The 18,048-nt window shown below is 48.7% G+C and carries 21 protein-coding genes; 19 read left to right on the forward strand and 2 right to left on the reverse strand.

Annotation, left to right across the window (positions count from 1 at the left end; translation table 11 throughout):
- Positions 1–476: 476 nt before the first annotated feature.
- The 16 genes from thrS (at position 477) to EKM96_RS09350 (ending at position 12,498) form a co-directional block, all read left to right on the forward strand.
- The gene (gene thrS / locus EKM96_RS09275) at positions 477–2,417 is read left to right on the forward strand and encodes a threonine--tRNA ligase (protein WP_125642921.1); all 1,941 of its coding nucleotides are present in this window, start codon (positions 477–479) and stop codon (positions 2,415–2,417) included.
- A 380-nt stretch (positions 2,418–2,797) separates the two neighbouring features.
- Positions 2,798–3,361: a translation initiation factor IF-3 gene (gene infC, locus EKM96_RS09280; RefSeq protein ID WP_125642924.1), complete on the forward strand. Its 564-nt coding sequence runs from the start codon at positions 2,798–2,800 to the stop codon at positions 3,359–3,361.
- A gap of 50 nt (positions 3,362–3,411) precedes the next feature.
- On the forward strand, positions 3,412–3,606 hold the full coding sequence (rpmI, locus tag EKM96_RS09285) for a 50S ribosomal protein L35 (protein WP_061777068.1): 195 nt from the start codon (positions 3,412–3,414) through the stop codon (positions 3,604–3,606).
- A gap of 70 nt (positions 3,607–3,676) precedes the next feature.
- Positions 3,677–4,036, forward strand: a complete 360-nt coding sequence (gene rplT / locus EKM96_RS09290) for a 50S ribosomal protein L20 (RefSeq protein WP_061777067.1) — start codon at positions 3,677–3,679, stop codon at positions 4,034–4,036.
- Between the two features lie 176 nt (positions 4,037–4,212).
- Positions 4,213–4,755: a YqeG family HAD IIIA-type phosphatase gene (locus EKM96_RS09295; RefSeq protein WP_125642927.1), complete on the forward strand. Its 543-nt coding sequence runs from the start codon at positions 4,213–4,215 to the stop codon at positions 4,753–4,755.
- The gene (gene yqeH, locus EKM96_RS09300) at positions 4,736–5,878 is read left to right on the forward strand and encodes a ribosome biogenesis GTPase YqeH (protein WP_125642930.1); all 1,143 of its coding nucleotides are present in this window, start codon (positions 4,736–4,738) and stop codon (positions 5,876–5,878) included. Before EKM96_RS09295 ends, yqeH begins: the two co-directional genes overlap by 20 nt.
- 2 nt (positions 5,879–5,880) lie before the next feature.
- Entirely contained in the window at positions 5,881–6,204 is a 324-nt protein-coding gene (gene yhbY / locus EKM96_RS09305; protein WP_125642931.1) for a ribosome assembly RNA-binding protein YhbY, read from the forward strand.
- Between the two features lie 14 nt (positions 6,205–6,218).
- Entirely contained in the window at positions 6,219–6,851 is a 633-nt protein-coding gene (locus EKM96_RS09310; RefSeq protein WP_125642934.1) for a nicotinate-nucleotide adenylyltransferase, read from the forward strand.
- Positions 6,841–7,449, forward strand: a complete 609-nt coding sequence (yqeK, locus tag EKM96_RS09315; protein WP_164511021.1) for a bis(5'-nucleosyl)-tetraphosphatase (symmetrical) YqeK — start codon at positions 6,841–6,843, stop codon at positions 7,447–7,449. The genes EKM96_RS09310 and yqeK overlap by 11 nt, the downstream gene beginning before the upstream one ends.
- A gap of 13 nt (positions 7,450–7,462) precedes the next feature.
- On the forward strand, positions 7,463–7,819 hold the full coding sequence (gene rsfS, locus EKM96_RS09320; RefSeq protein ID WP_125642940.1) for a ribosome silencing factor: 357 nt from the start codon (positions 7,463–7,465) through the stop codon (positions 7,817–7,819).
- Positions 7,816–8,559, forward strand: coding sequence for a class I SAM-dependent DNA methyltransferase (locus EKM96_RS09325; RefSeq protein ID WP_125642943.1), 744 nt, complete (start codon positions 7,816–7,818; stop codon positions 8,557–8,559). The genes rsfS and EKM96_RS09325 overlap by 4 nt, the downstream gene beginning before the upstream one ends.
- Positions 8,560–8,564: 5 nt before the next feature.
- Positions 8,565–9,707 carry a nucleotidyltransferase gene (locus EKM96_RS09330; RefSeq protein WP_125642946.1) on the forward strand — a complete coding sequence of 381 codons (1,143 nt, stop codon included), beginning with the start codon at positions 8,565–8,567 and terminating at the stop codon, positions 9,705–9,707.
- Between the two features lie 73 nt (positions 9,708–9,780).
- Positions 9,781–10,335: a YceD family protein gene (locus EKM96_RS09335; RefSeq protein WP_125642949.1), complete on the forward strand. Its 555-nt coding sequence runs from the start codon at positions 9,781–9,783 to the stop codon at positions 10,333–10,335.
- A gap of 66 nt (positions 10,336–10,401) precedes the next feature.
- Positions 10,402–10,596, forward strand: coding sequence for a 50S ribosomal protein L32 (rpmF, locus tag EKM96_RS09340; RefSeq protein WP_125642952.1), 195 nt, complete (start codon positions 10,402–10,404; stop codon positions 10,594–10,596).
- 115 nt (positions 10,597–10,711) lie between these two features.
- Positions 10,712–11,524 carry a Cof-type HAD-IIB family hydrolase gene (locus tag EKM96_RS09345; protein WP_125642956.1) on the forward strand — a complete coding sequence of 271 codons (813 nt, stop codon included), beginning with the start codon at positions 10,712–10,714 and terminating at the stop codon, positions 11,522–11,524.
- Positions 11,525–11,820: 296 nt separating this feature from the next.
- A complete protein-coding gene (locus EKM96_RS09350; protein ID WP_125642959.1) occupies positions 11,821–12,498 on the forward strand; it encodes a matrixin family metalloprotease in 678 nt (225 codons plus the stop codon).
- A gap of 12 nt (positions 12,499–12,510) precedes the next feature.
- Here EKM96_RS09350 and adhP read toward each other — a convergent pair whose 3' ends face one another.
- Complete coding sequence (gene adhP / locus EKM96_RS09355; RefSeq protein WP_125642962.1) at positions 12,511–13,527, reverse strand: alcohol dehydrogenase AdhP; 1,017 nt, start codon at positions 13,525–13,527, stop codon at positions 12,511–12,513.
- Between the two features lie 416 nt (positions 13,528–13,943).
- Here adhP and EKM96_RS09360 point away from each other — a divergent pair, with 416 nt between their 5' ends.
- The 3 genes from EKM96_RS09360 (at position 13,944) to EKM96_RS09370 (ending at position 16,811) form a co-directional block, all read left to right on the forward strand.
- Positions 13,944–14,630, forward strand: coding sequence for a response regulator transcription factor (locus EKM96_RS09360; protein WP_061777566.1), 687 nt, complete (start codon positions 13,944–13,946; stop codon positions 14,628–14,630).
- A complete protein-coding gene (locus EKM96_RS09365) occupies positions 14,627–16,261 on the forward strand; it encodes a HAMP domain-containing sensor histidine kinase (RefSeq protein ID WP_125642965.1) in 1,635 nt (544 codons plus the stop codon). The genes EKM96_RS09360 and EKM96_RS09365 overlap by 4 nt, the downstream gene beginning before the upstream one ends.
- Positions 16,262–16,406: 145 nt before the next feature.
- Positions 16,407–16,811, forward strand: a complete 405-nt coding sequence (locus EKM96_RS09370) for a YxeA family protein (protein ID WP_125642968.1) — start codon at positions 16,407–16,409, stop codon at positions 16,809–16,811.
- A gap of 212 nt (positions 16,812–17,023) precedes the next feature.
- On the opposite strand, the gene yidC is transcribed toward EKM96_RS09370, so the two are convergent.
- The gene (yidC, locus tag EKM96_RS09375) at positions 17,024–17,947 is read right to left on the reverse strand and encodes a membrane protein insertase YidC (protein ID WP_125642971.1); all 924 of its coding nucleotides are present in this window, start codon (positions 17,945–17,947) and stop codon (positions 17,024–17,026) included.
- Positions 17,948–18,048: the final 101 nt, after the last annotated feature.

Below are 18,048 nucleotides of genomic sequence, written 5' to 3' on the forward strand. Positions count from 1 at the left end.
AGATACGTTAGAATCCATGTATTAGAAGCTAGCTAATGGGAGAGGACTTCCATTTACACAAAAAATTTGACACTCCCATTTTTTAGGATGAGGGAGGGCTAGTGGTCTAGCTGCTTTCTCATCTTTTTTTAATCTTTCGGCGGCCTGACCCTTGACATCCGTTTGCGGCAAGTGTTTAATAGTCTTTAGAAACTTAGTAATAGCTTAGACGAAAGACACGATATTGGTGAGTCTGTTCACAGGAAGAGTTGGCCTAGCTTGGAAGCCGACTTAGCAGTCATCGATATTACCACTTTCCTAGCTGTCGAGAGGAAATTCTTGGCCGGTTCGTTCCGTTATCAACGAGTTGAGTTCACGGGCGTAGTCTCGTGATAAATATCGGGTGGAACCACGTTATTGACGTCCCCAGTGTCTAGATGACACTGGGGACTTTTTTCGTTGGCAGCCCAAAAATTCAGTGAGGGAGATCTTGTATTATGGCAGATATTTCAATTAAGTTCCCTGATGGCAAAGTTAAGGCTTTTCCAGCAGACACGACGGCAGAAGACGTCGCTAAATCCATTTCAATTAGTTTGGCTAAGAAGGCCGTTGCGGCAAAGTTAGACGGCAAATTAGTCGACTACCTAGCACCACTGGCTGGCGATGGTAGCATCGAAATCGTCACTAAGGACAGCGACGATGGCTTGGCTGTTCTGCGGAACACGGTTGCCGCATTGTTACGGATTGCGCTGAAGAAGGAATTCCCAGCTATTCGCTTAGGGGAAGTTAGTGCTGACGCCGACGGTTTCTTCGTTGACACCGACAAGGACGACCAACAAGTTAGTGTCGACGAACTCGATGCCCTGGCCGTTGTTGTTGAAAAGTTGGTTAGCGACAAGTTAGCCATCGACCGGATCTCATTGAGCAAGGCCGACGCCTTAGCCGCTGTTAAGGACGACCCATTCAGCACCGAATTAGTTAATGCTGTCGATGGTGATGCCGTACCATTCTTGAAGATTGGTGACTACCAAGTCTTAAGCGATGGCGCCCAATTGGTTAATACCGGCGATGTTAAGAAGTTCAAGTTGCTCTCCGTTGCCGGTGCTTACTGGCAAGGAAAGTCCTCTAACCCAATGCTTCAACGGATTTATGGGACGGCCTTCTACAAGCAAGCCGACTTGGATGCCGACTTGGCTAAGCGGCAAGAAGCTCGTGAACGTGACCACCGGGTCATCGGGAACCAACTTGACCTGTTCTTCGTTGACCCTAAGGTTGGGGCCGGCTTACCTTACTGGATGCCAAACGGGGCAACCATTCGTCGTACGATCGAACGTTACATCATCGACAAGGAAGTTAACAATGGGTACCAACACGTTTACACGCCAGTCTTAGCTAACCTGGATCTGTACAAGCAATCCGGTCACTGGGCGCACTACCGTGACGACATGTTCCCACCAATGGATATGGGTGATGGCGAACAACTTGAATTACGTCCAATGAACTGCCCAAGTCATATCCAAATTTACAACCACCACATCCGTTCTTACCGTGAATTACCATTGCGGATCGCTGAATTAGGGATGATGCACCGTTACGAAAAGTCTGGTGCCTTGAGTGGTCTGCAACGTGTTCGTGAAATGACCTTGAACGATGGTCACACGTTCGTTGCCCCAGAACAAATCCAAGACGAATTCAAGAGTATCCTGGACCTGATGGTTAAGGTTTACAACGACTTCGACATCAAGGATTACACGTTCCGTTTGAGCTACCGGGACCCTAAGAACACCGAAAAGTACTTCGATGACGATGAGATGTGGAACAACGCGCAAAAGATGTTGAAGGGTGCGATGGATGACCTTGGCCTACCATACGTTGAAGCCGAAGGGGAAGCTGCCTTCTACGGTCCTAAGTTGGACGTCCAAACCAAGACGGCCCTCGGGAATGAAGAAACGTTATCAACGATTCAATTGGACTTCATGTTGCCAGAACGCTTCGACCTGCACTACGTGGGTGCCGATGGTGAAGAACACCGTCCAGTTATGATTCACCGTGGCTTGGTTTCAACGATGGAACGGTTCACTGCTTACCTGACTGAAATCTACAAGGGGGCCTTCCCAACTTGGTTGGCACCTAAGCAAGTCACGATCATCCCTGTTTCCGAAGAAAAGCATGGGGACTATGCCGACAAGTTGGCAGCCGAATTAAAGGCCGCCGATGTTCGGGTTGATGTGGACAAGCGTGGTGAAAAGATGGGCTACCTGATTCGGGATGCCCAAACCCACAAGATTCCATACACCTTGGTTGTTGGTGAAGATGAAATGAAGAATGGTTCCGTCTCCGTCCGTAAGTATGGTGAAGATGACAGTGAATCAATGAGTAGCGATGCCTTCGTTAAGGAAATTCTGAGCGATATTGCGTCTTACAGTCGCGAAGACTAATCATTCTCGCTAATCAGTAAAATAGAAGACGGTCATTTGGGGAGCAAGACGACTAGGTCTTTCTTCCTATAAGACTAAGAGTAGCCCAACCATTCTTAACCGAAATGGTTGGGCTACTTGTGTTCATAAGGTAAACATGGTTTAATTAATGGTGGAACGCCATGATAGTCGTTAGCTCCGGAAACTTTTCAGGATCCGGCGTTGACATGGCCTTGGTAGGCTGGTATGATGGTTAAGTTGAGAAATTAAGCAGAGGCTTCCGCTTCTCGCCCTGTGGCTAACGCTGCTGGGCTGGATATGCACGTTAGTTCGATCTTTTGATTGGATTTCATGCGGGAGCCGTTTGATTGTTGATCAAAGGTTCCCGCATTTTTTTATGAATGAGATTTCTGCAGTTCTCGAGATTTTTTTGGAGGTGGATTACCATAGCAAACGACACGATTGTCAACGAGGGGATTCGCGCACGTGAGGTTCGGTTGATTGCCGGCGACGGTGAGCAACTTGGCATTAAGTCTAAGAGTGAAGCTTTACAGATTGCTGAAGACGCCAGCCTCGATTTAGTTTTGGTTGCACCGAAAGCAAAACCTCCAGTAGCCCGCATCATGGACTACGGGAAGTATCGCTTCGAGTTGCAGAAAAAGCAACGTGAAGCTCGCAAGAAGCAAAAAGTGATCAGTGTTAAGGAAGTTCGTCTTAGCCCAACCATTGATACCAATGACTTTAACACCAAGCTTAAGAATGCTAAGAAGTTCTTGGCTAAGGGTGAAAAGGTTCGAGTATCAATTCGTTTCAAGGGCCGGGCAATCACCCATAAAGACATTGGTCGTGAAGTGCTTAACCGAATGGCTCAGGAAACCTCTGATGTCGCTACGGTTGAACAACGGCCTAAGATGGATGGTCGGAGCATGTTCCTCATGCTTTCACCCATCGCTGAGAATAAGTAAGAATTGATTGTGGTAGCCAAGCTACCGATTTAAGGAGGATATTTCGTATTATGCCAAAGATGAAGACCAACCGCGCCGCAGCTAAGCGTTTCAAAGTAACTGCTAAGGGCGGTATCAAGAGTGCCAACGCTTACACGTCTCACCGTTTCCACGGTAAGACCAAGAAGCAACGCCGGAACCTTCGTGGTACCCGGATGATGAACGATACGACCTTGAAGACTTACCGTTCTCTGTTACAAAAGTAAGCCGGTCACTAATTTTTCGGGTCGACGAAATGTCGACATAATGTTTGAATTGATTTAGGAGGAAAAGATTATGCCACGAGTTAAAGGCGGTACTGTTACACGCGCACGTCGCAAAAAGGTTTTAAAGTTAGCTAAGGGTTACCGTGGTTCAAAGCACCGTTTGTTTAAGGTAGCTAAGGACCAAGTCATGAAGGGTCGTCAATACGCCTTCCGTGACCGTAAAGCCACTAAGCGTAACTTCCGGAAGCTTTGGATTGCCCGGATCAACGCCGCAGCCCGGATGAACGGTCTGAGCTACAGCAAGTTGATGCACGGTTTGAAGTTAGCCAACATCGATGTTAACCGTAAGATGTTAGCAGACTTGGCCGTTAGTGATGCTGCTGCATTCACTGCTTTAGCTGACCAAGCTAAGGAAGCATTGGCTGCTTAATTCAGTTAATGAGGGGACTTCGCTTAGGCGGAGTCTTTTTTATTAGTAGCAACTGCGTTCACCGATAAAAACAAGCAATCTCAACCGTTCAGAGTGGTAAAATACGCTGGGATTGCGTATAATTAAAAGCTAGAAATGTCGGTAACGACAAAAGAACGAAGGGGGGAGTCACCCATATGGTTTCTGGATTCAAACCAACCTGGATGGTGACCAACATCTATGATTTGACACCCGCGCAACTAAAGGCAAACGGCATCAAGGCCGTGTTAACCGACCTGGATAATACCTTGATCGCCTGGAACAATCCGGATGGGACTCCCGAGTTACGACACTGGTTGACCCTGCTAGAATTAGCGGGCATCCAGGTCATTGTGGTATCAAATAATAGTCGTGAACGTGTCGATCGCGCTGTGGCACCGTTCGATTTACCCTATATTCATCGGGCACTGAAGCCGTTGACGTGGGGAATGAAGCGGGCGTTGCGGCGCTGGCATTTGCAAAAGTCTGAGGTCGTCATGGTCGGCGACCAATTGTTGACGGACATCTGGGCTGCTAATCACAGCCGTATCCGTAGTGTTTTAGTACGACCAATTTTAAAGTCAGACGCCTGGATTACCAAGGGTAACCGCTTGTTAGAAAAAGGGGTTATGTGGGAATTACGGCGCCGTTATCCAGAACTAACTTGGCAGGAGGATCTTAATGAACGAACAACACACTGAACCCATTTTAATTGATGGCGAACCACTACACTGCATTGGTTGTGGTGCAGAGATTCAGACAACGGACAAGACGGCGCCGGGCTACACGCCACAGTCAGCATTGGACAAGGGCCTTGAGAATCAAGAGGTCTATTGCCAACGTTGCTTCCGTTTACGGCATTACAATGAAATCGTTCCAGTTGGGTTAACCGACGATGATTTCTTAAGCTTGCTGACGCAGATTCGTGACGCCAACGCGTTGATTGTTTACGTTGTCGATATTTTTGATTTTAATGGGAGTGTGATTCCTGGGCTCCACCGGTTCGTTGGGGATAACCCAATTCTGTTGGTTGGGAACAAGGAAGACATCTTGCCGCGCTCATTGAAGCGGAGTAAATTGAAGGATTGGTTGCGGCAACGGGCTAACGAGGCCGGCTTGCGGCCAATTGATGTCGCCCTGTTAAGTGCGAAAACTAACCAATCGGTTGATGACTTATTGAAGTTGATTGATAAGCACCGTGGCAATCGGGATGTTTACGTGGTTGGGGTGACCAACGTGGGTAAGTCCACGCTGATTAACCAGATCGTCCGTCAAAATACGGGTGTGAAGGACCTCATCACCACGTCACGGTTCCCTGGGACCACGTTGGATAAGATTGAATTGCCACTGGACGACGACCACGTGTTGGTGGATACCCCAGGGATTATTCAAAATGCTCAAATGGCACACTATTTGACCGGGAAAGACCTCAAACTAGTGACACCACAAAAGCCAATCAAGCCCAAGGTTTACCAACTCCAAGACAATCAAACCCTATTCTTGGGTGGCATTGCTCGGTTTGACTACACGAAGGGCCCTAAGAGTGGGTTTACGGCGTACTTTGAAAATAACCTGTACATTCACCGGACCAAGCTTGAGAATGCCGATGACTTCTACGCTCGGCAATTAGGAGAACTTTTAACCCCACCACACGCGGCGGACAAGGATGATTTTCCTGCCTTGGTTAGCCATGATTTCAAGGTCACCGAGAAGAGTGACTTAGTGTTTGAAGGCCTGGGATGGATTACCGTTCCGGCTGGAACACACGTGACAGGCTGGGCACCCGCAGGTGTGGGTGTCTTAGTACGACGGGCAATGATCTAGACATGGAGGACGATAATTTGTTACGAGGGAAACAGAAGCGTTATTTACGCGCACATGCTCATTCAATGCGGCCATTATTTTCCGTAGGGAAGAATGGGTTGACTAAGACCTGGTTAGCACAGTTAACCGGTGCCTTAGAAAATCGTGAATTGATCAAAATTAATTTACAACAGAGTGCCGATGTCGATGTTGACGATACCAAGGCCTACATCGAAGAGAACACGGACATTCAAGTTGTCCAAACCATTGGTCGGGTTTTAGTTTTATACCGGCCAGCTACTAACGAAGAAAATCAAAAGATTTCAGTGATTGTTGAGAACATCTAGGAGGTCGGTTAGTCGTGGTTAAGATTTTAGAACGGACCAGCCCATTAGTGGCCACAGAAATGGCGGCCACTGCTAAGAAACGTCGAGTTGGGATCTTGGGTGGCACCTTTAACCCGCCGCATCTAGGACACCTGGTCATTGCTGATCAGGTCGCGACACAGTTAGGTCTGGATGAAGTTCGCTTCATGCCGGACGCCGAGCCACCACATGTCGACCGCAAGTTGGCCATTCCCGCCGCGCAACGCGTGGCCATGGTCAAGGCGGCGATTGCCGATAACCCGTTGTTCAAACTCGAATTAACCGAGGTTGAACGGGGCGGGCGTAGCTATACGTATGACACGATGGTGCAGTTAACTCGGGCGCATCCCGAGAATCAGTATTATTTCATCATTGGTGGCGACATGGTCGCCTACCTGCCAAAATGGTATCGAATCGAGGAACTGGAGAAGCTGGTTCAGTTTGTTGGCGTTTGCCGTGCGGGTTATGCCCGTGAGACGCCATATCCGGTTCTCTGGGTTGATATGCCGCAGATTGGTATAAGTTCAACCATGGTTCGTGATCAGGTCCGTAGGGGCCAATCTATCCGGTACCTGGTGCCAACACTTGTGGATCTTTATATAAAGGAGCATCTGTTATATCGTGACTGAGCTCGAATACAAAGAAAACTTTTTTGCCGGAACACGACAGGACCTATTAGACCGAATCGAAACGCAGCTTAAGCCGAAACGCTTCAAACACGTTCAACGGGTTGAAGCGACGGCGATTGAGTTGGCGCGTGAGAACGGGGTCGACGTTGAAAAGGCCAGTATCGCTGGTCTGACCCATGATTATGCCAAGCAACGACCGGACGAAGATTTTATTCAGGCGATTCACGATTATCGTTTGAATCCTGGACTGCTGGACTATGGTAATGCCATTTGGCATGGGGTCGTTGGCGCAGAATTGGTTAAACGTGAATTAGGCATCACCGACGAGGATATTTTAAATGCCATTCGACATCATACGACGGGGGCGGTTTACATGACGCCGCTAGAACAGATCGTCTACATGGCCGACTATATTGAACCGGCACGTGATTTTCCAGGCGTTGAAGAAGCCCGCCAAATCACGCATCATGATCTGGCCACGGGCGTTGCCTTTCAGGCAAAGCACACGCTGGCCTATCTGGTGGATAAGGACAAGCCGGTTTATCCAAAATCAATAGACACGTACAATGCTTGGGTGCCTGAGCACCCCGGTATTTGAGAGGAGAACATGCATGGACAGCAAAGCAATTCTAGAAATCGCGGTTAAGGCTGCGGATAGTAAGCGGGCAGAAGAAATAACTGCCTTAGATATGACCAAGGTTAGCCTGATGGCGGATTATTTCCTCATCATGGAGGCTGGCTCAAATCGGCAAGTCCAAGCGATTGCCGATGAAATTACGGACCAAATGGCCGTTAACGGTGTCGATATCAAGGATGTTGAAGGTAAGGATGGGGCAACCTGGATCTTAATTGACTTAGGCGACGTCATCGTGCACGTTTTCCAAAAGGAACAACGGGCCCACTATAACTTGGAAAAGCTGTGGTCTTCAGCTCCCGAAGTTGATTTACATCAATGGGTAGAAGCATGATTTATCAATCATTTGCTGAGCTTTACGACGAGTTGTTCGATCCAGCCATGTATGACCAATGGCTGGATTTTGTTGCCCAAAGGGTTACCCCAACGAGCGGCCCCTTGCTTGACCTTGCCTGTGGGAGTGGACGCCTAGGCGTCCAGCTAGCCCAACGTGGCTATGACGTCAGTGGGTTAGACCTCTCAGAAGAGATGCTGGCCCTGGCCGCTCAGCACGCTGAGGATGCCGATGTGACGATGCCACTAATGGCGGGGGATATGTTGGATCTGACCGTGTTGGGAACCTACCAGACGGTCACTTGTTTTGCCGATTCGTTTTGTTATTTGCCGGATTTGGACGCAGTGACCCAAGCCTTTCGTGAGGTTCACGACCACCTGGCAGTCGGCGGTAAGTTTCTGTTTGATGTGATTACCCCCTATCAGACCGATGAAGTTTATCCGGGGTATATGTATAACTACGTTGATGATACACGGGCCTTTGTTTGGACCAGCTACGGGACGGAAGACGATGACCATGCCGCGGAGCATGACTTGGCTTTCTTTACGTTGGATGAACAATCGGGGCAATACCGCAAGGTGACCGAGCTTCATCATGAACGAACCTATGTCTTAGCCGATTACCAGAAAGCCCTACAGGATGCTGGCTTGAAGCTAGAACGGGTCAGTGCCGACTTTGGCAATGAAGAAATTAGTGACAAGACCACGCGGTGGTTCTTTGAGGTTAAGCGGGAGGCGTAAGACGGGTGCAGGCAGTCGGAATTATTGCGGAGTATAATCCGTTTCATAATGGGCATGCCTACCAAATCCGGCAGGCCAAACAACAGACTGGTGCCGATGCGGTGGTCGTTGCGATGAGTGGTAACTGGGTTCAACGGGGCGAACCGGCCTTATTGGACAAGTGGCAACGCGCGCGGACGGCATTGGCTGGCGGCGCTGACCTGGTGGTTGAATTACCGACGGCTAGTGCCATCCAACCGGCCGACCTGTTTGCACGGGGTGGTGTGGCCATCCTAGCAGCCTTGCAGTGCCATTGGCTGGCCTTCGGCACCGAACACCCCGGGATGGACTATCGGCGGTTGATGGACCATTTACCCACCGATCCAGCGACGTTCAAACGCTTTGACCAAACGTACGCCTCACTTTTCCAGGGCTACCTTCGGGAGCAAACCGGGATCATGCTGAATTCTGGGAATGATATTCTGGGATTCTTCTATGCGTTGGCTAACCGGCGAGCGGGTAATCACCTAAGCCTGGTTCCCTTGGCCCGCAAGGGAAGTGATCACAACGACTCGACGATTGTGGCGGGGACAGACTTCGCAAGTGCGACGGCGATTCGCCAAGCCATTCTAGCTGGTGATTTGGCGCAGATTGCACGCGTGGTGCCTGCCGCCACACTGGCTGCGTTGCGGCAGGGACCACTGGTGGACTGGGAGCAATTGTGGCCGCAGTTACGGTACTTGCTGATGACGTCGGCTCCGACCGACCTGGCAAAGATGTATCAGATTACGGAGGGCGTTGAGTACCGTTTGAAACGAGCAGCGGTAAAAAGTTCGTCATTCACGGACTTTATGCAGGCGGTTAAAACCAAGCGCTACACGTACACGCGCCTCCAGCGGCAGGCTAGTTATCTTTATAACCAGGCCCATCCGACGGAAATGCAGCAGCAACCGCAATATCTGCGGGTGCTGGGCTATTCGGCCGCGGGACAGCAATATTTACACGCGATTAAGAAGACGGTTGAATGGCCATTGGTTAGCCGGGCAGATCGGGAATGGCAGCGCGGCGAAGGCGCCCTGGACGTACGAGTCGGGCAGCTCCGCACGCTGTTAACCGGGATTCCGCAAGACGATGGCCGAATTCCCATAAAACTCAGTGATTCTGAGTGACTATCAAGGAATTTACCTTGACATCATAATTTTAGACAGGTATAATTTATCTCGTTGCATTGGAGGGATTGCGATGAAATGGTCGATGACCGAGCTCCGCAAGAATTACCGAAGCGAACCCATGATGTTCGATGAGACGCTGGATTTAAAGGCGGATCTGATGGAACGTTATGGTAATGAAGTGTTAGATTTAAGTCCCGTCCACGCTAAAGGCATGGTTTCCATCGTGTCTGGCGGAGATGTGGTCGTTGATGCAACGGTGACGGCGGACCTAACCGTTCCGTCTAGTCGTTCCTTAACACCGGTTCACTTACCCGTAGCGTTTACAATGACGGAATTCTATGTTTCAGATCCAACGGCAACGCAACGGTTTGAAAAGACCGACGTTGTCATGGTTATCACCGATGACGTGATCGATTTCGATAAGTCGGTTGGGGATAACATTCTGTTACAGATTCCGATGCACATTCTTTCTGACGACGAACAAAAGGGCGCTGCAATGCCAACCGGTCAAGACTGGCAGGTTGTTGCGGAAGCCGACTTGGCGGCCGTCGAGAAGGAAAATAAACCAGTTGATCCACGTCTTGCAAAGTTAAAGGATTTCTTCCCTGATCAGGATGATCAATAATCCCTTTGTAAGCCTTAAAAATTTTTTCACTAGTGGATATAATTTTATTAAAAGGAGGTGTTTTCTTTGGCTGTACCAGCACGGAAAACGTCTAAGACGAAAAAAGCTATGCGTCGTGGTCACATCAAGTTAACCACGCCTAATTTAACTGCTTGCCCTAACTGTGGTGAATTACGTAAGTCACACATGGTTTGCCCAAGTTGCGGTTTCTACGATGGCCGTCAGGTCGTTGCGGTTAACAATGCAAGCAACAACAACTAATTTATAATTAGTCGAAAAACTCTCACGAAGTCCGCGGCTTCTGGGAGTTTTTTTGTGCTTCGACGTCATTTCTCACGTATAATAATAGTCACACAGAGCATTGAGGAGTGAAATTTTGGCAATTAAATTAATCGCCGTTGATCTGAACGGCACCTTACTACACAACGACCAGAGTTTCAACCAGTCGTTGTTCAAAGACACGTTGGCGGCACTGGACAAACAGGGCGTTCGGCTAGTCCTATCCTCCGGCAACCAGTATGACCATCTGCGTTCGCTGTTTAAGGACGTGATGGCGGACAATTTGGCCGTGATCGCCGAAAATGGTGCGTCAATTTACTGGCACGATCAATTGTTGTTTGATGGCAGTCTGTCAGCGGAACAGTTGGACCACTTCCTGACGGTTGATCGTCAGGCTGATTGTTTGCAAGAGGCGTATATCATCTTGACCGGTGCGCACGGCTCCTATACGGAAAAGGGGGCCCCCAAACCACTCATTGAAGCGGCCGAAAAGTTTTATGACAACTTGCAACTGGTCGATGATCTGACTCAGGTGAGTGATCAGATTAAGAAGATTAGTGTCTCGGTGTTGCCTGGTGCGGCCGAAGACACGGTTGCTCAGCTGAATGAGTTGCTGGCCGGTCGGATGCGTGCTCATGACAGTGGTTACGGGGTTGTAGACGTAGTCGCCACCAATGTTGGGAAGCTTCCTGCCGTGCAGTGGCTCGCCAAGGAATGGCAACTTGAAGCCAACGAGGTGATGGCCTTTGGTGATGGCGCTAACGACGTTCCTCTCCTGGACTATGCCGGGATTGGGGTTGCCATGCAGAATGCGCCAGCTGACATTCAGGACGTGGCCGATCAGGTGACCACCTGGAATAACGAGCAGGACGGTGTTTTACGAACAATTCAGTCCCAGCTGTTGGCATAAAGATAATGAGGGCCGTGACGTTCTGTCACGGCTTTTTTTGTGGTCCACTTGGTTTAGGGGGAAATCTTAGTCGTGAGGGATTCGATGACCTGCTGGATGATGATCGGTGACGATTGGTCTGATGCCATTAGTGGTTGGCCCCGTGATTCGCTGGCAGTCGGATGAGAAATCTCATGGGCGGTCAGATAAGGGTTAAGAAAGCGTTGGATTCTGACGTTAAAAAAGTGTTTGCCTGGCAACTCGTCTGATAACTCAGTAAACTAAGCAACAGTCTGAGAATACTAAGGAGCGAGAATATGCGGAAGTTTGGGTGGTCGTTGCTACTAGGCGGACTGGTGTTGGGCGGATTACTGGGGCATGGCACGCAGGTCATTAGATCGTCGCAACAACGGCTAGGACGGCTGCAGGAACGTTTACCGTTAGTTGGGCGAAAGGCGCACCAGTCGGCGACGCCGATCGAATCCATTGTCACGCCTAACTCGCTGCGCACCACCTATCATTATCACTTTGGTAAAGGGGTCCCGGCCAAAATAAAGGCGCGCTTCATGCGGGCGATTGCGGTTTACAATGAAACCGGCGTGGTTAACTTGGTGGCGGGGCGGCCCCTGTGGGGACAGAATGGCATCACGTTATTTGCCTATCATAAGACCGCTAGCGACGCCGGCAGCGACTACCTTGAACTTGGTAAGGGGGGACCGGAAATTCACGAGGTGAACGGTATAGAGGCGCTCACCGTGAATCGGGCCCGTTCCGGACTTAACTTGGCGAATTCTCCGCGCTTACGGGATTCCATCGCCGTCCATGAATTGGGGCACGCACTGGGCTTGGACCACAGTGCACAACGGTCCTCGGTCATGTATCCGGTGGACCAGGGTGTTGACCGGCTGTCCGCGGCGGATCTCCAAGCGTTACGAAAAATTTATCCTTCAGCGAACGCAAAAAAAGGCACTCACCAACTGGTGAGCGCCTTTTAATTATCAGATTAATTATTTAGTGAAGTCGACAACCATCCGACCAACGATCTTGTTAGCTTTCATTTCGTCGATGATATCGTTAACTTCGTCAAGACGACGAGTTTGAACGATAGGGTGAACCTTGCCTTCAGCACCGAATTGGAAGGTTTCAGCTAAGTCTTGACGGGTACCAACTAAGGAACCGCGAACTGAGATACCATCCAGAACAGTCTTAGCAATGTTCAATTCCATGTCACCTTGAGGTAAGGCAACGGCAACTAACTTACCATCTGGCTTCAAAGCGTTAACGGATTGCGTGAAGGCATCCTTGTTAACAGCAGTGACTTGGGCATTATTGACACCGCCGACCTTTTCTTGGATTTGTTCGGCAACGTTGTTGTCATGACGGTTGATCAGGACTTCAGCACCATTTTCCTTAGCAGCAGCCAATTTGTCAGGGTTACCATCAACAGCAACGACGTGGGCGCCAAAGACATTGTGGGCGTATTGAATAGCCAAGTTACCTAAACCACCGGCACCAACAACTTCAACCCATTGGCCTGGCTTAGTTTCACCAGTCTTCAAAGCCTTGTACATGGTAACACCCGCACAGGTGAGGGAGGTTGCTTCAACTGGGTCCAAGCCATCTGGAACCTTAACGGCGTAGTTAGCATCCACGATGCATTCTTCAGCCATGGCACCATCAACGGTGAAACCAGAGTTTTGAACGTTCCGGCAAAGAGTTTCGCGACCGGTTAAGCAGTATTCACAATGGCCACAGCCCTTGAAGAACCAAGCGATTGAAACACGGTCGCCAATCTTCAGGTTATCAACGTCATCGGCAACTTGGATAACCTTACCAACACCTTCATGACCGATAATCCGGCCAGGTTGTTTGCCGAAGTCACCGGCAGCAACGTGAAGGTCGGTGTGACAGAGACCACAGTATTCCATCTTAACTAAAGCTTCACCATGGGTGATTGGACGCAAAGTAACATCTTTAATATCAACGTAACCGTCGACTGAATCGCGAATAACAGCAGCTTTCATTCAAAAAATCCCCTTTTCTTGTTGTCTACATGCATTAGTATACTGCAAACGGTGCCATTTTCAAGTGAATTATTGCACAAAAAGTTAAAAATTTTAACGGATGTCGAGAAAAATCCTTTAATGGTAGCGATAGATTAAGGAACCCCAGTAACTAAATTATGTGAAGCAACTTACTATTAGCCATTTTCAAACGGCTGTACGTCAATGTATACAACCGGTTGCCCTTACATTGGGAATGAATAAAATTTAAATTTCTGTATAAACTGTGGCTTAAATGTGAAAAGGGGGGTGTTTTGTCGTACAATTATGAGAAAATATGATAAAATTAAAAGTTGAACTGAATATCGGACACCCGGCCGCTAATGGAAGCTTTTCAGGTCGGATGCAGCTAATTAGCCTAGAGGAGTTAAATCATAATGAGTCGAATTTTAATTATTGAAGATGAAAAAAATCTGGCACGCTTCGTTGAATTGGAACTTAAACACGAAGGGTACGAGACAAACGTCCAATTCAATGGTCGTACGGGACTAGATGCCGCGTTGTCCCAAGATTTTGACGTCATTTTGTTAGACTTGATGTTGCCAGAACTTAATGGGATTGAAGTGGCCCGGCGCGTTCGCGAAATGAAGAGCACGCCAATCATCATGATGACCGCCAGAGACTCTGTGATTGACCGAGTATCAGGGTTGGACCACGGGGCTGACGATTACATTGTGAAGCCATTTGCGATTGAAGAACTCTTAGCCCGCGTGCGGGCCCTGTTACGCCGGATTCACTTGGAAGGCGAACAAAAGAGTACCAAGCAGACAACCGTTAAGTTTAAGGACCTAACGATTGAAAAGGAAAACCGGATTGTCCGTCGTGGGGATGAGGTCATCAACCTGACGAAGCGGGAATACGAGTTATTATTAGCATTAATGGAAAACATTAATGTTGTTTTAGCACGAGATGTGCTGTTAACCAAGGTCTGGGGTTACGAATCCGAAGTTGAAACCAATGTGGTCGATGTCTACGTTCGTTACCTTCGGAACAAAATTGATGTCCCTGGTCAGAAGAGTTACATTCAGACCGTTCGTGGGACCGGGTACGTGATGCGCTCGTGAGGAACGATTCAGAAACAATCGTCGCCGATACTGAAACTCAACCTAAAAAGGGTGGCTTCCGGTTTTCATTAAAGTGGGAATGGGCGCTATCAACGGTGGTCGGTGTCTTGGTTATCTTTGGGGTGATTGTTTACTTAATTTTCAGTAGTTTTATGACGGTTTTGATGCGACAGGAAAAGGCCCATGTTAGTGATACCTTGAATGTCGTTCAGGAGCGATTGAGTAACCAGCAGGTGGCGTTGACTAGCCAACAGGTGAATCAGGTTTTACGGCCACGGTCCGTGTTTTCGGATAGTCAACAGCCAGGTCGTTCCTACAACAATGCGATCTTAACGAGTTTGTCTCGCGATAGCCAATCTGTCACGGTGTACGATCCCCAGAATCGAGCGATCTTCTCAACCAGAAAGAGTCCGATTAAGTTTAAGGCTGTGTCACGGCAAAAGATTGCTGAACAGACCCTGAACGGAAGTAAGGGCTTGGTTGGTCGGGCACCGATTCGGGCAAAACAAGGCAATCGCGTGATTGGCTATGTATTGGTCACCGATAACTTGCAAGACTATCATGCGACCCAGGTTAAGTTACTCCAGGTAGAGATTGTGCTTGGCTTGATGGCGGGCTTAGCGGCCGCTGTCCTTAGCTATAGTCTAGCCTCGTTTCTTCTGCGACCGGTTGAGGCTATCAGGGATACCATTCACGCGGTGCGTGATGACCCCCAGACGGACGTCCGAGTGCCAGAGATGCATCATCAAGACGAGTTGAGTGACCTGGGCACCTTGTTTAATGGGATGCTCGATACGACCCAACGATATATGGACCAGCAACAGCAATTCGTCGAGGACGTTTCACATGAGTTGCGGACGCCGGTGGCCATTATCCAAGGGCATATGGAAATGTTGGATCGTTGGGGTAAGGATGACCCAGAGATCTTAAACGAGTCGATTAAGGCGTCGTTACAGGAGACTAAGCGGATGCAAAGCCTGGTTCAAGAAATGTTGGACCTGCAACGAGCCGAGCAAATCGATGTCAACTTTCCTAATGAGGTCTCGGATGTGACCGAAGTGGTGACGCAGGTCTTTGATAACTTCAAGATGATTCATCCCGACTACGTGTTTATTCTGGATGATGATGTGGAGCGACCGGTTCAGTCACAGATTTATCGGAACCATCTGGAGCAAATTCTGATTATCTTACTCGATAATGCCGTAAAGTATTCTCAGAAACGTAAAGAGGTTCACCTGTCCTATGAAAGTGACTCCAGAAGCGTTGAGGTCGCGGTTCAGGACTTTGGTGAAGGAATTTCTCAGGAGAATCGTAACCGGGTCTTCAACCGGTTCTATCGGGTCGATAAGGCGCGTTCACGAACCAAGGGGGGCAACGGTCTGGGCTTGGCCATTGCCAAGCGTTTGATCGAGGCCTATCATGGTCGGATTACGATTGAGAGTGCTTTAGGGCATGGCTCGGTCTTTCGAATCACCTTGCCCATTCTCTCGGATGCGGACGCGGCAATCCTGAATGACAAGAAGGCGCAAGCTCAGGCAGCGAATGATATTCCGGGCATCAAGTCCGAATTATTAGAAACGCCTGCAGCAGAGCAAGATGGCGAGGAACAATCGCGACCTAAACAAGATTAATAAACTAACGGTTATCGAGAAATCTCGATAGCCTTTTTTTGTCATGAATTATTTTATGAACAAACTTGACAGTGCCAACTAATTCCAGTATTCTAAGATAACTAGTTAGTTACTATAGTAGCTAACCAATATAGGAGGAGCTATCATGAAAATCATTAAACGACTATTGGGGTTAGCCGCATTATTAATTGGCATTTTGGGATTGACGGCGGCACTTGTCCCGCAGATGACACGCAACCAACATTCGGAGTGGGCGATGGCCCTAGACAACGTTAATCCATTAGTAAAATCGGAAACGGTTTATGCTTCGACATCGGCTAAGCCGGTTCGCGAGTATATTGGTGGTGGTGGCGAGAAAGAGTATACCTATCAGCTTTTGACTTACAACCAGAGCGGAACATCGCGGACGTTAACCTTTGATTCCCAGTGGCGACTGAAGCCTAATAAATTTTTGCAAATTGAGACCAAGGGCCAAAACGTTGAATCATGGTCGGCCGTGGTCAGTGATCGGATTCCGGGTGGGGTTAAAAAGAATTTGGCCACGGTTTAAGGAACAGTAGGCAAGCAGTGCGTACTGATACTGACCATTTTGTTAATAGCAAGTAATTGCATACAAAAATACCAATGCTCTAGGCTATCACTAGGCCAGTGCCGTGAAATTAAACCAGGCTATCGAACAAGATTTTGTTAGATACAAAAAGCGCTTTATCAAGGAAAACAAATAAAAAGCCCCTGACCTAATGGTCAGAGGGCTTTCTTCGTTTAACGACGGTGTTGTTGCTTGCCGGCGTTTCGTTTGTGGTTTTGTTCATGATTAGTTGTTTTAGTTGGTTTGATGGCCTTTGGCGTTTCAGTTGGCGTCACCGGCTTTGGGGCTGGCTTAACAACTGGTGCTGGCTGATTCTTAACCTGTTCTTCGATTTCTTTACGAATCTTTGGTCGATAGAAGTTAATGATTAAGGTTTGCAGGCAGGCAAACAATCCACCAACGAAGAAGTAGAGACCTAATCCGGCCGGAGAGCTCATGGTGAAGAATAGAATCATCACGGGCGACATCAGGAGGGTAATCATCATTTGCTTCTTCTGATCCTTGGGCATCCCCAATAACGTGATGTAGCCTTGAAGCAGATAAGATAAGAAGGCCAAGATGGCTAGAATCCAGCTAGACTTCCCAAGTGGGATTCCCATAAAGACGGACCCGCTGAGTTCTGGTGAGTAACGAATTGCTGCGTACAGAGCGGCGAAGACCGGCATTTGGATTAACAGTGGTAAACAGCCAATTCCACCGGTCATGCTGATCCCATTGTCTTTATAGAGGGCCATCATGGCTTGGCCAGCGGCAGCCTGTTCGTCGGGTGTCTTGGCGGCCTTTTGCCGTTTTTGCAATTCGGTCATTTGTGGCCGAATCATTGAGATCTTTTCTTGTTGAACCGTTGAGCTCCGCATTTGGCGGACCATCAATGGTAGCAGCACCATCCGAACAACAACGGTTAACATGATGATTGCCCAACCGTAGCTGCCACCGAAGGCATGGGCGAACCAATCCATGACGTGTTGCCCAGGAACGGCTAAGTAGTCGTAGACGAAGCCATAAGGCTTACCATTCTTAGTCTGTACACAGCCGCTTAAGACCAGGGCAAGCCCTGCAAGAGCAGCAGTGACCGAGACTTTCTTGGAGATTTTCATTTTATGTTTTGAACCCCTTTATTTTCGCGATGTAGAGCACACAGCCCCCGACGACGAAAACGCCGTCAACATCAAACATATTACTTGATCTGAGTGGGTTT

Source organism: Levilactobacillus tangyuanensis (genome assembly GCF_003946545.1).
Lineage (GTDB): Bacteria > Bacillota > Bacilli > Lactobacillales > Lactobacillaceae > Levilactobacillus > Levilactobacillus tangyuanensis.

Excerpts from the sequence above, each read along its gene's own strand:
- yidC (WP_125642971.1), bottom strand. The coding sequence starts at position 17,947 with ATGAAAATCTCCAAGAAAGTCTCGGTCACTGCTGCTCTTGCAGGGCTT.
- EKM96_RS09370 (WP_125642968.1), top strand. The coding sequence starts at position 16,407 with ATGAAAATCATTAAACGACTATTGGGGTTAGCCGCATTATTAATTGGC.
- EKM96_RS09350 (WP_125642959.1), top strand. The coding sequence starts at position 11,821 with ATGCGGAAGTTTGGGTGGTCGTTGCTACTAGGCGGACTGGTGTTGGGC.
- adhP (WP_125642962.1), bottom strand. The coding sequence starts at position 13,527 with ATGAAAGCTGCTGTTATTCGCGATTCAGTCGACGGTTACGTTGATATT.
- yhbY (WP_125642931.1), top strand. The coding sequence starts at position 5,881 with ATGGAGGACGATAATTTGTTACGAGGGAAACAGAAGCGTTATTTACGC.
- rpmI (WP_061777068.1), top strand. The coding sequence starts at position 3,412 with ATGCCAAAGATGAAGACCAACCGCGCCGCAGCTAAGCGTTTCAAAGTA.
- rplT (WP_061777067.1), top strand. The coding sequence starts at position 3,677 with ATGCCACGAGTTAAAGGCGGTACTGTTACACGCGCACGTCGCAAAAAG.
- rsfS (WP_125642940.1), top strand. The coding sequence starts at position 7,463 with ATGGACAGCAAAGCAATTCTAGAAATCGCGGTTAAGGCTGCGGATAGT.
- yqeH (WP_125642930.1), top strand. The coding sequence starts at position 4,736 with ATGAACGAACAACACACTGAACCCATTTTAATTGATGGCGAACCACTA.
- EKM96_RS09295 (WP_125642927.1), top strand. The coding sequence starts at position 4,213 with ATGGTTTCTGGATTCAAACCAACCTGGATGGTGACCAACATCTATGAT.
- EKM96_RS09325 (WP_125642943.1), top strand. The coding sequence starts at position 7,816 with ATGATTTATCAATCATTTGCTGAGCTTTACGACGAGTTGTTCGATCCA.
- EKM96_RS09360 (WP_061777566.1), top strand. The coding sequence starts at position 13,944 with ATGAGTCGAATTTTAATTATTGAAGATGAAAAAAATCTGGCACGCTTC.
- infC (WP_125642924.1), top strand. The coding sequence starts at position 2,798 with ATGAGATTTCTGCAGTTCTCGAGATTTTTTTGGAGGTGGATTACCATA.
- EKM96_RS09335 (WP_125642949.1), top strand. The coding sequence starts at position 9,781 with ATGAAATGGTCGATGACCGAGCTCCGCAAGAATTACCGAAGCGAACCC.
- thrS (WP_125642921.1), top strand. The coding sequence starts at position 477 with ATGGCAGATATTTCAATTAAGTTCCCTGATGGCAAAGTTAAGGCTTTT.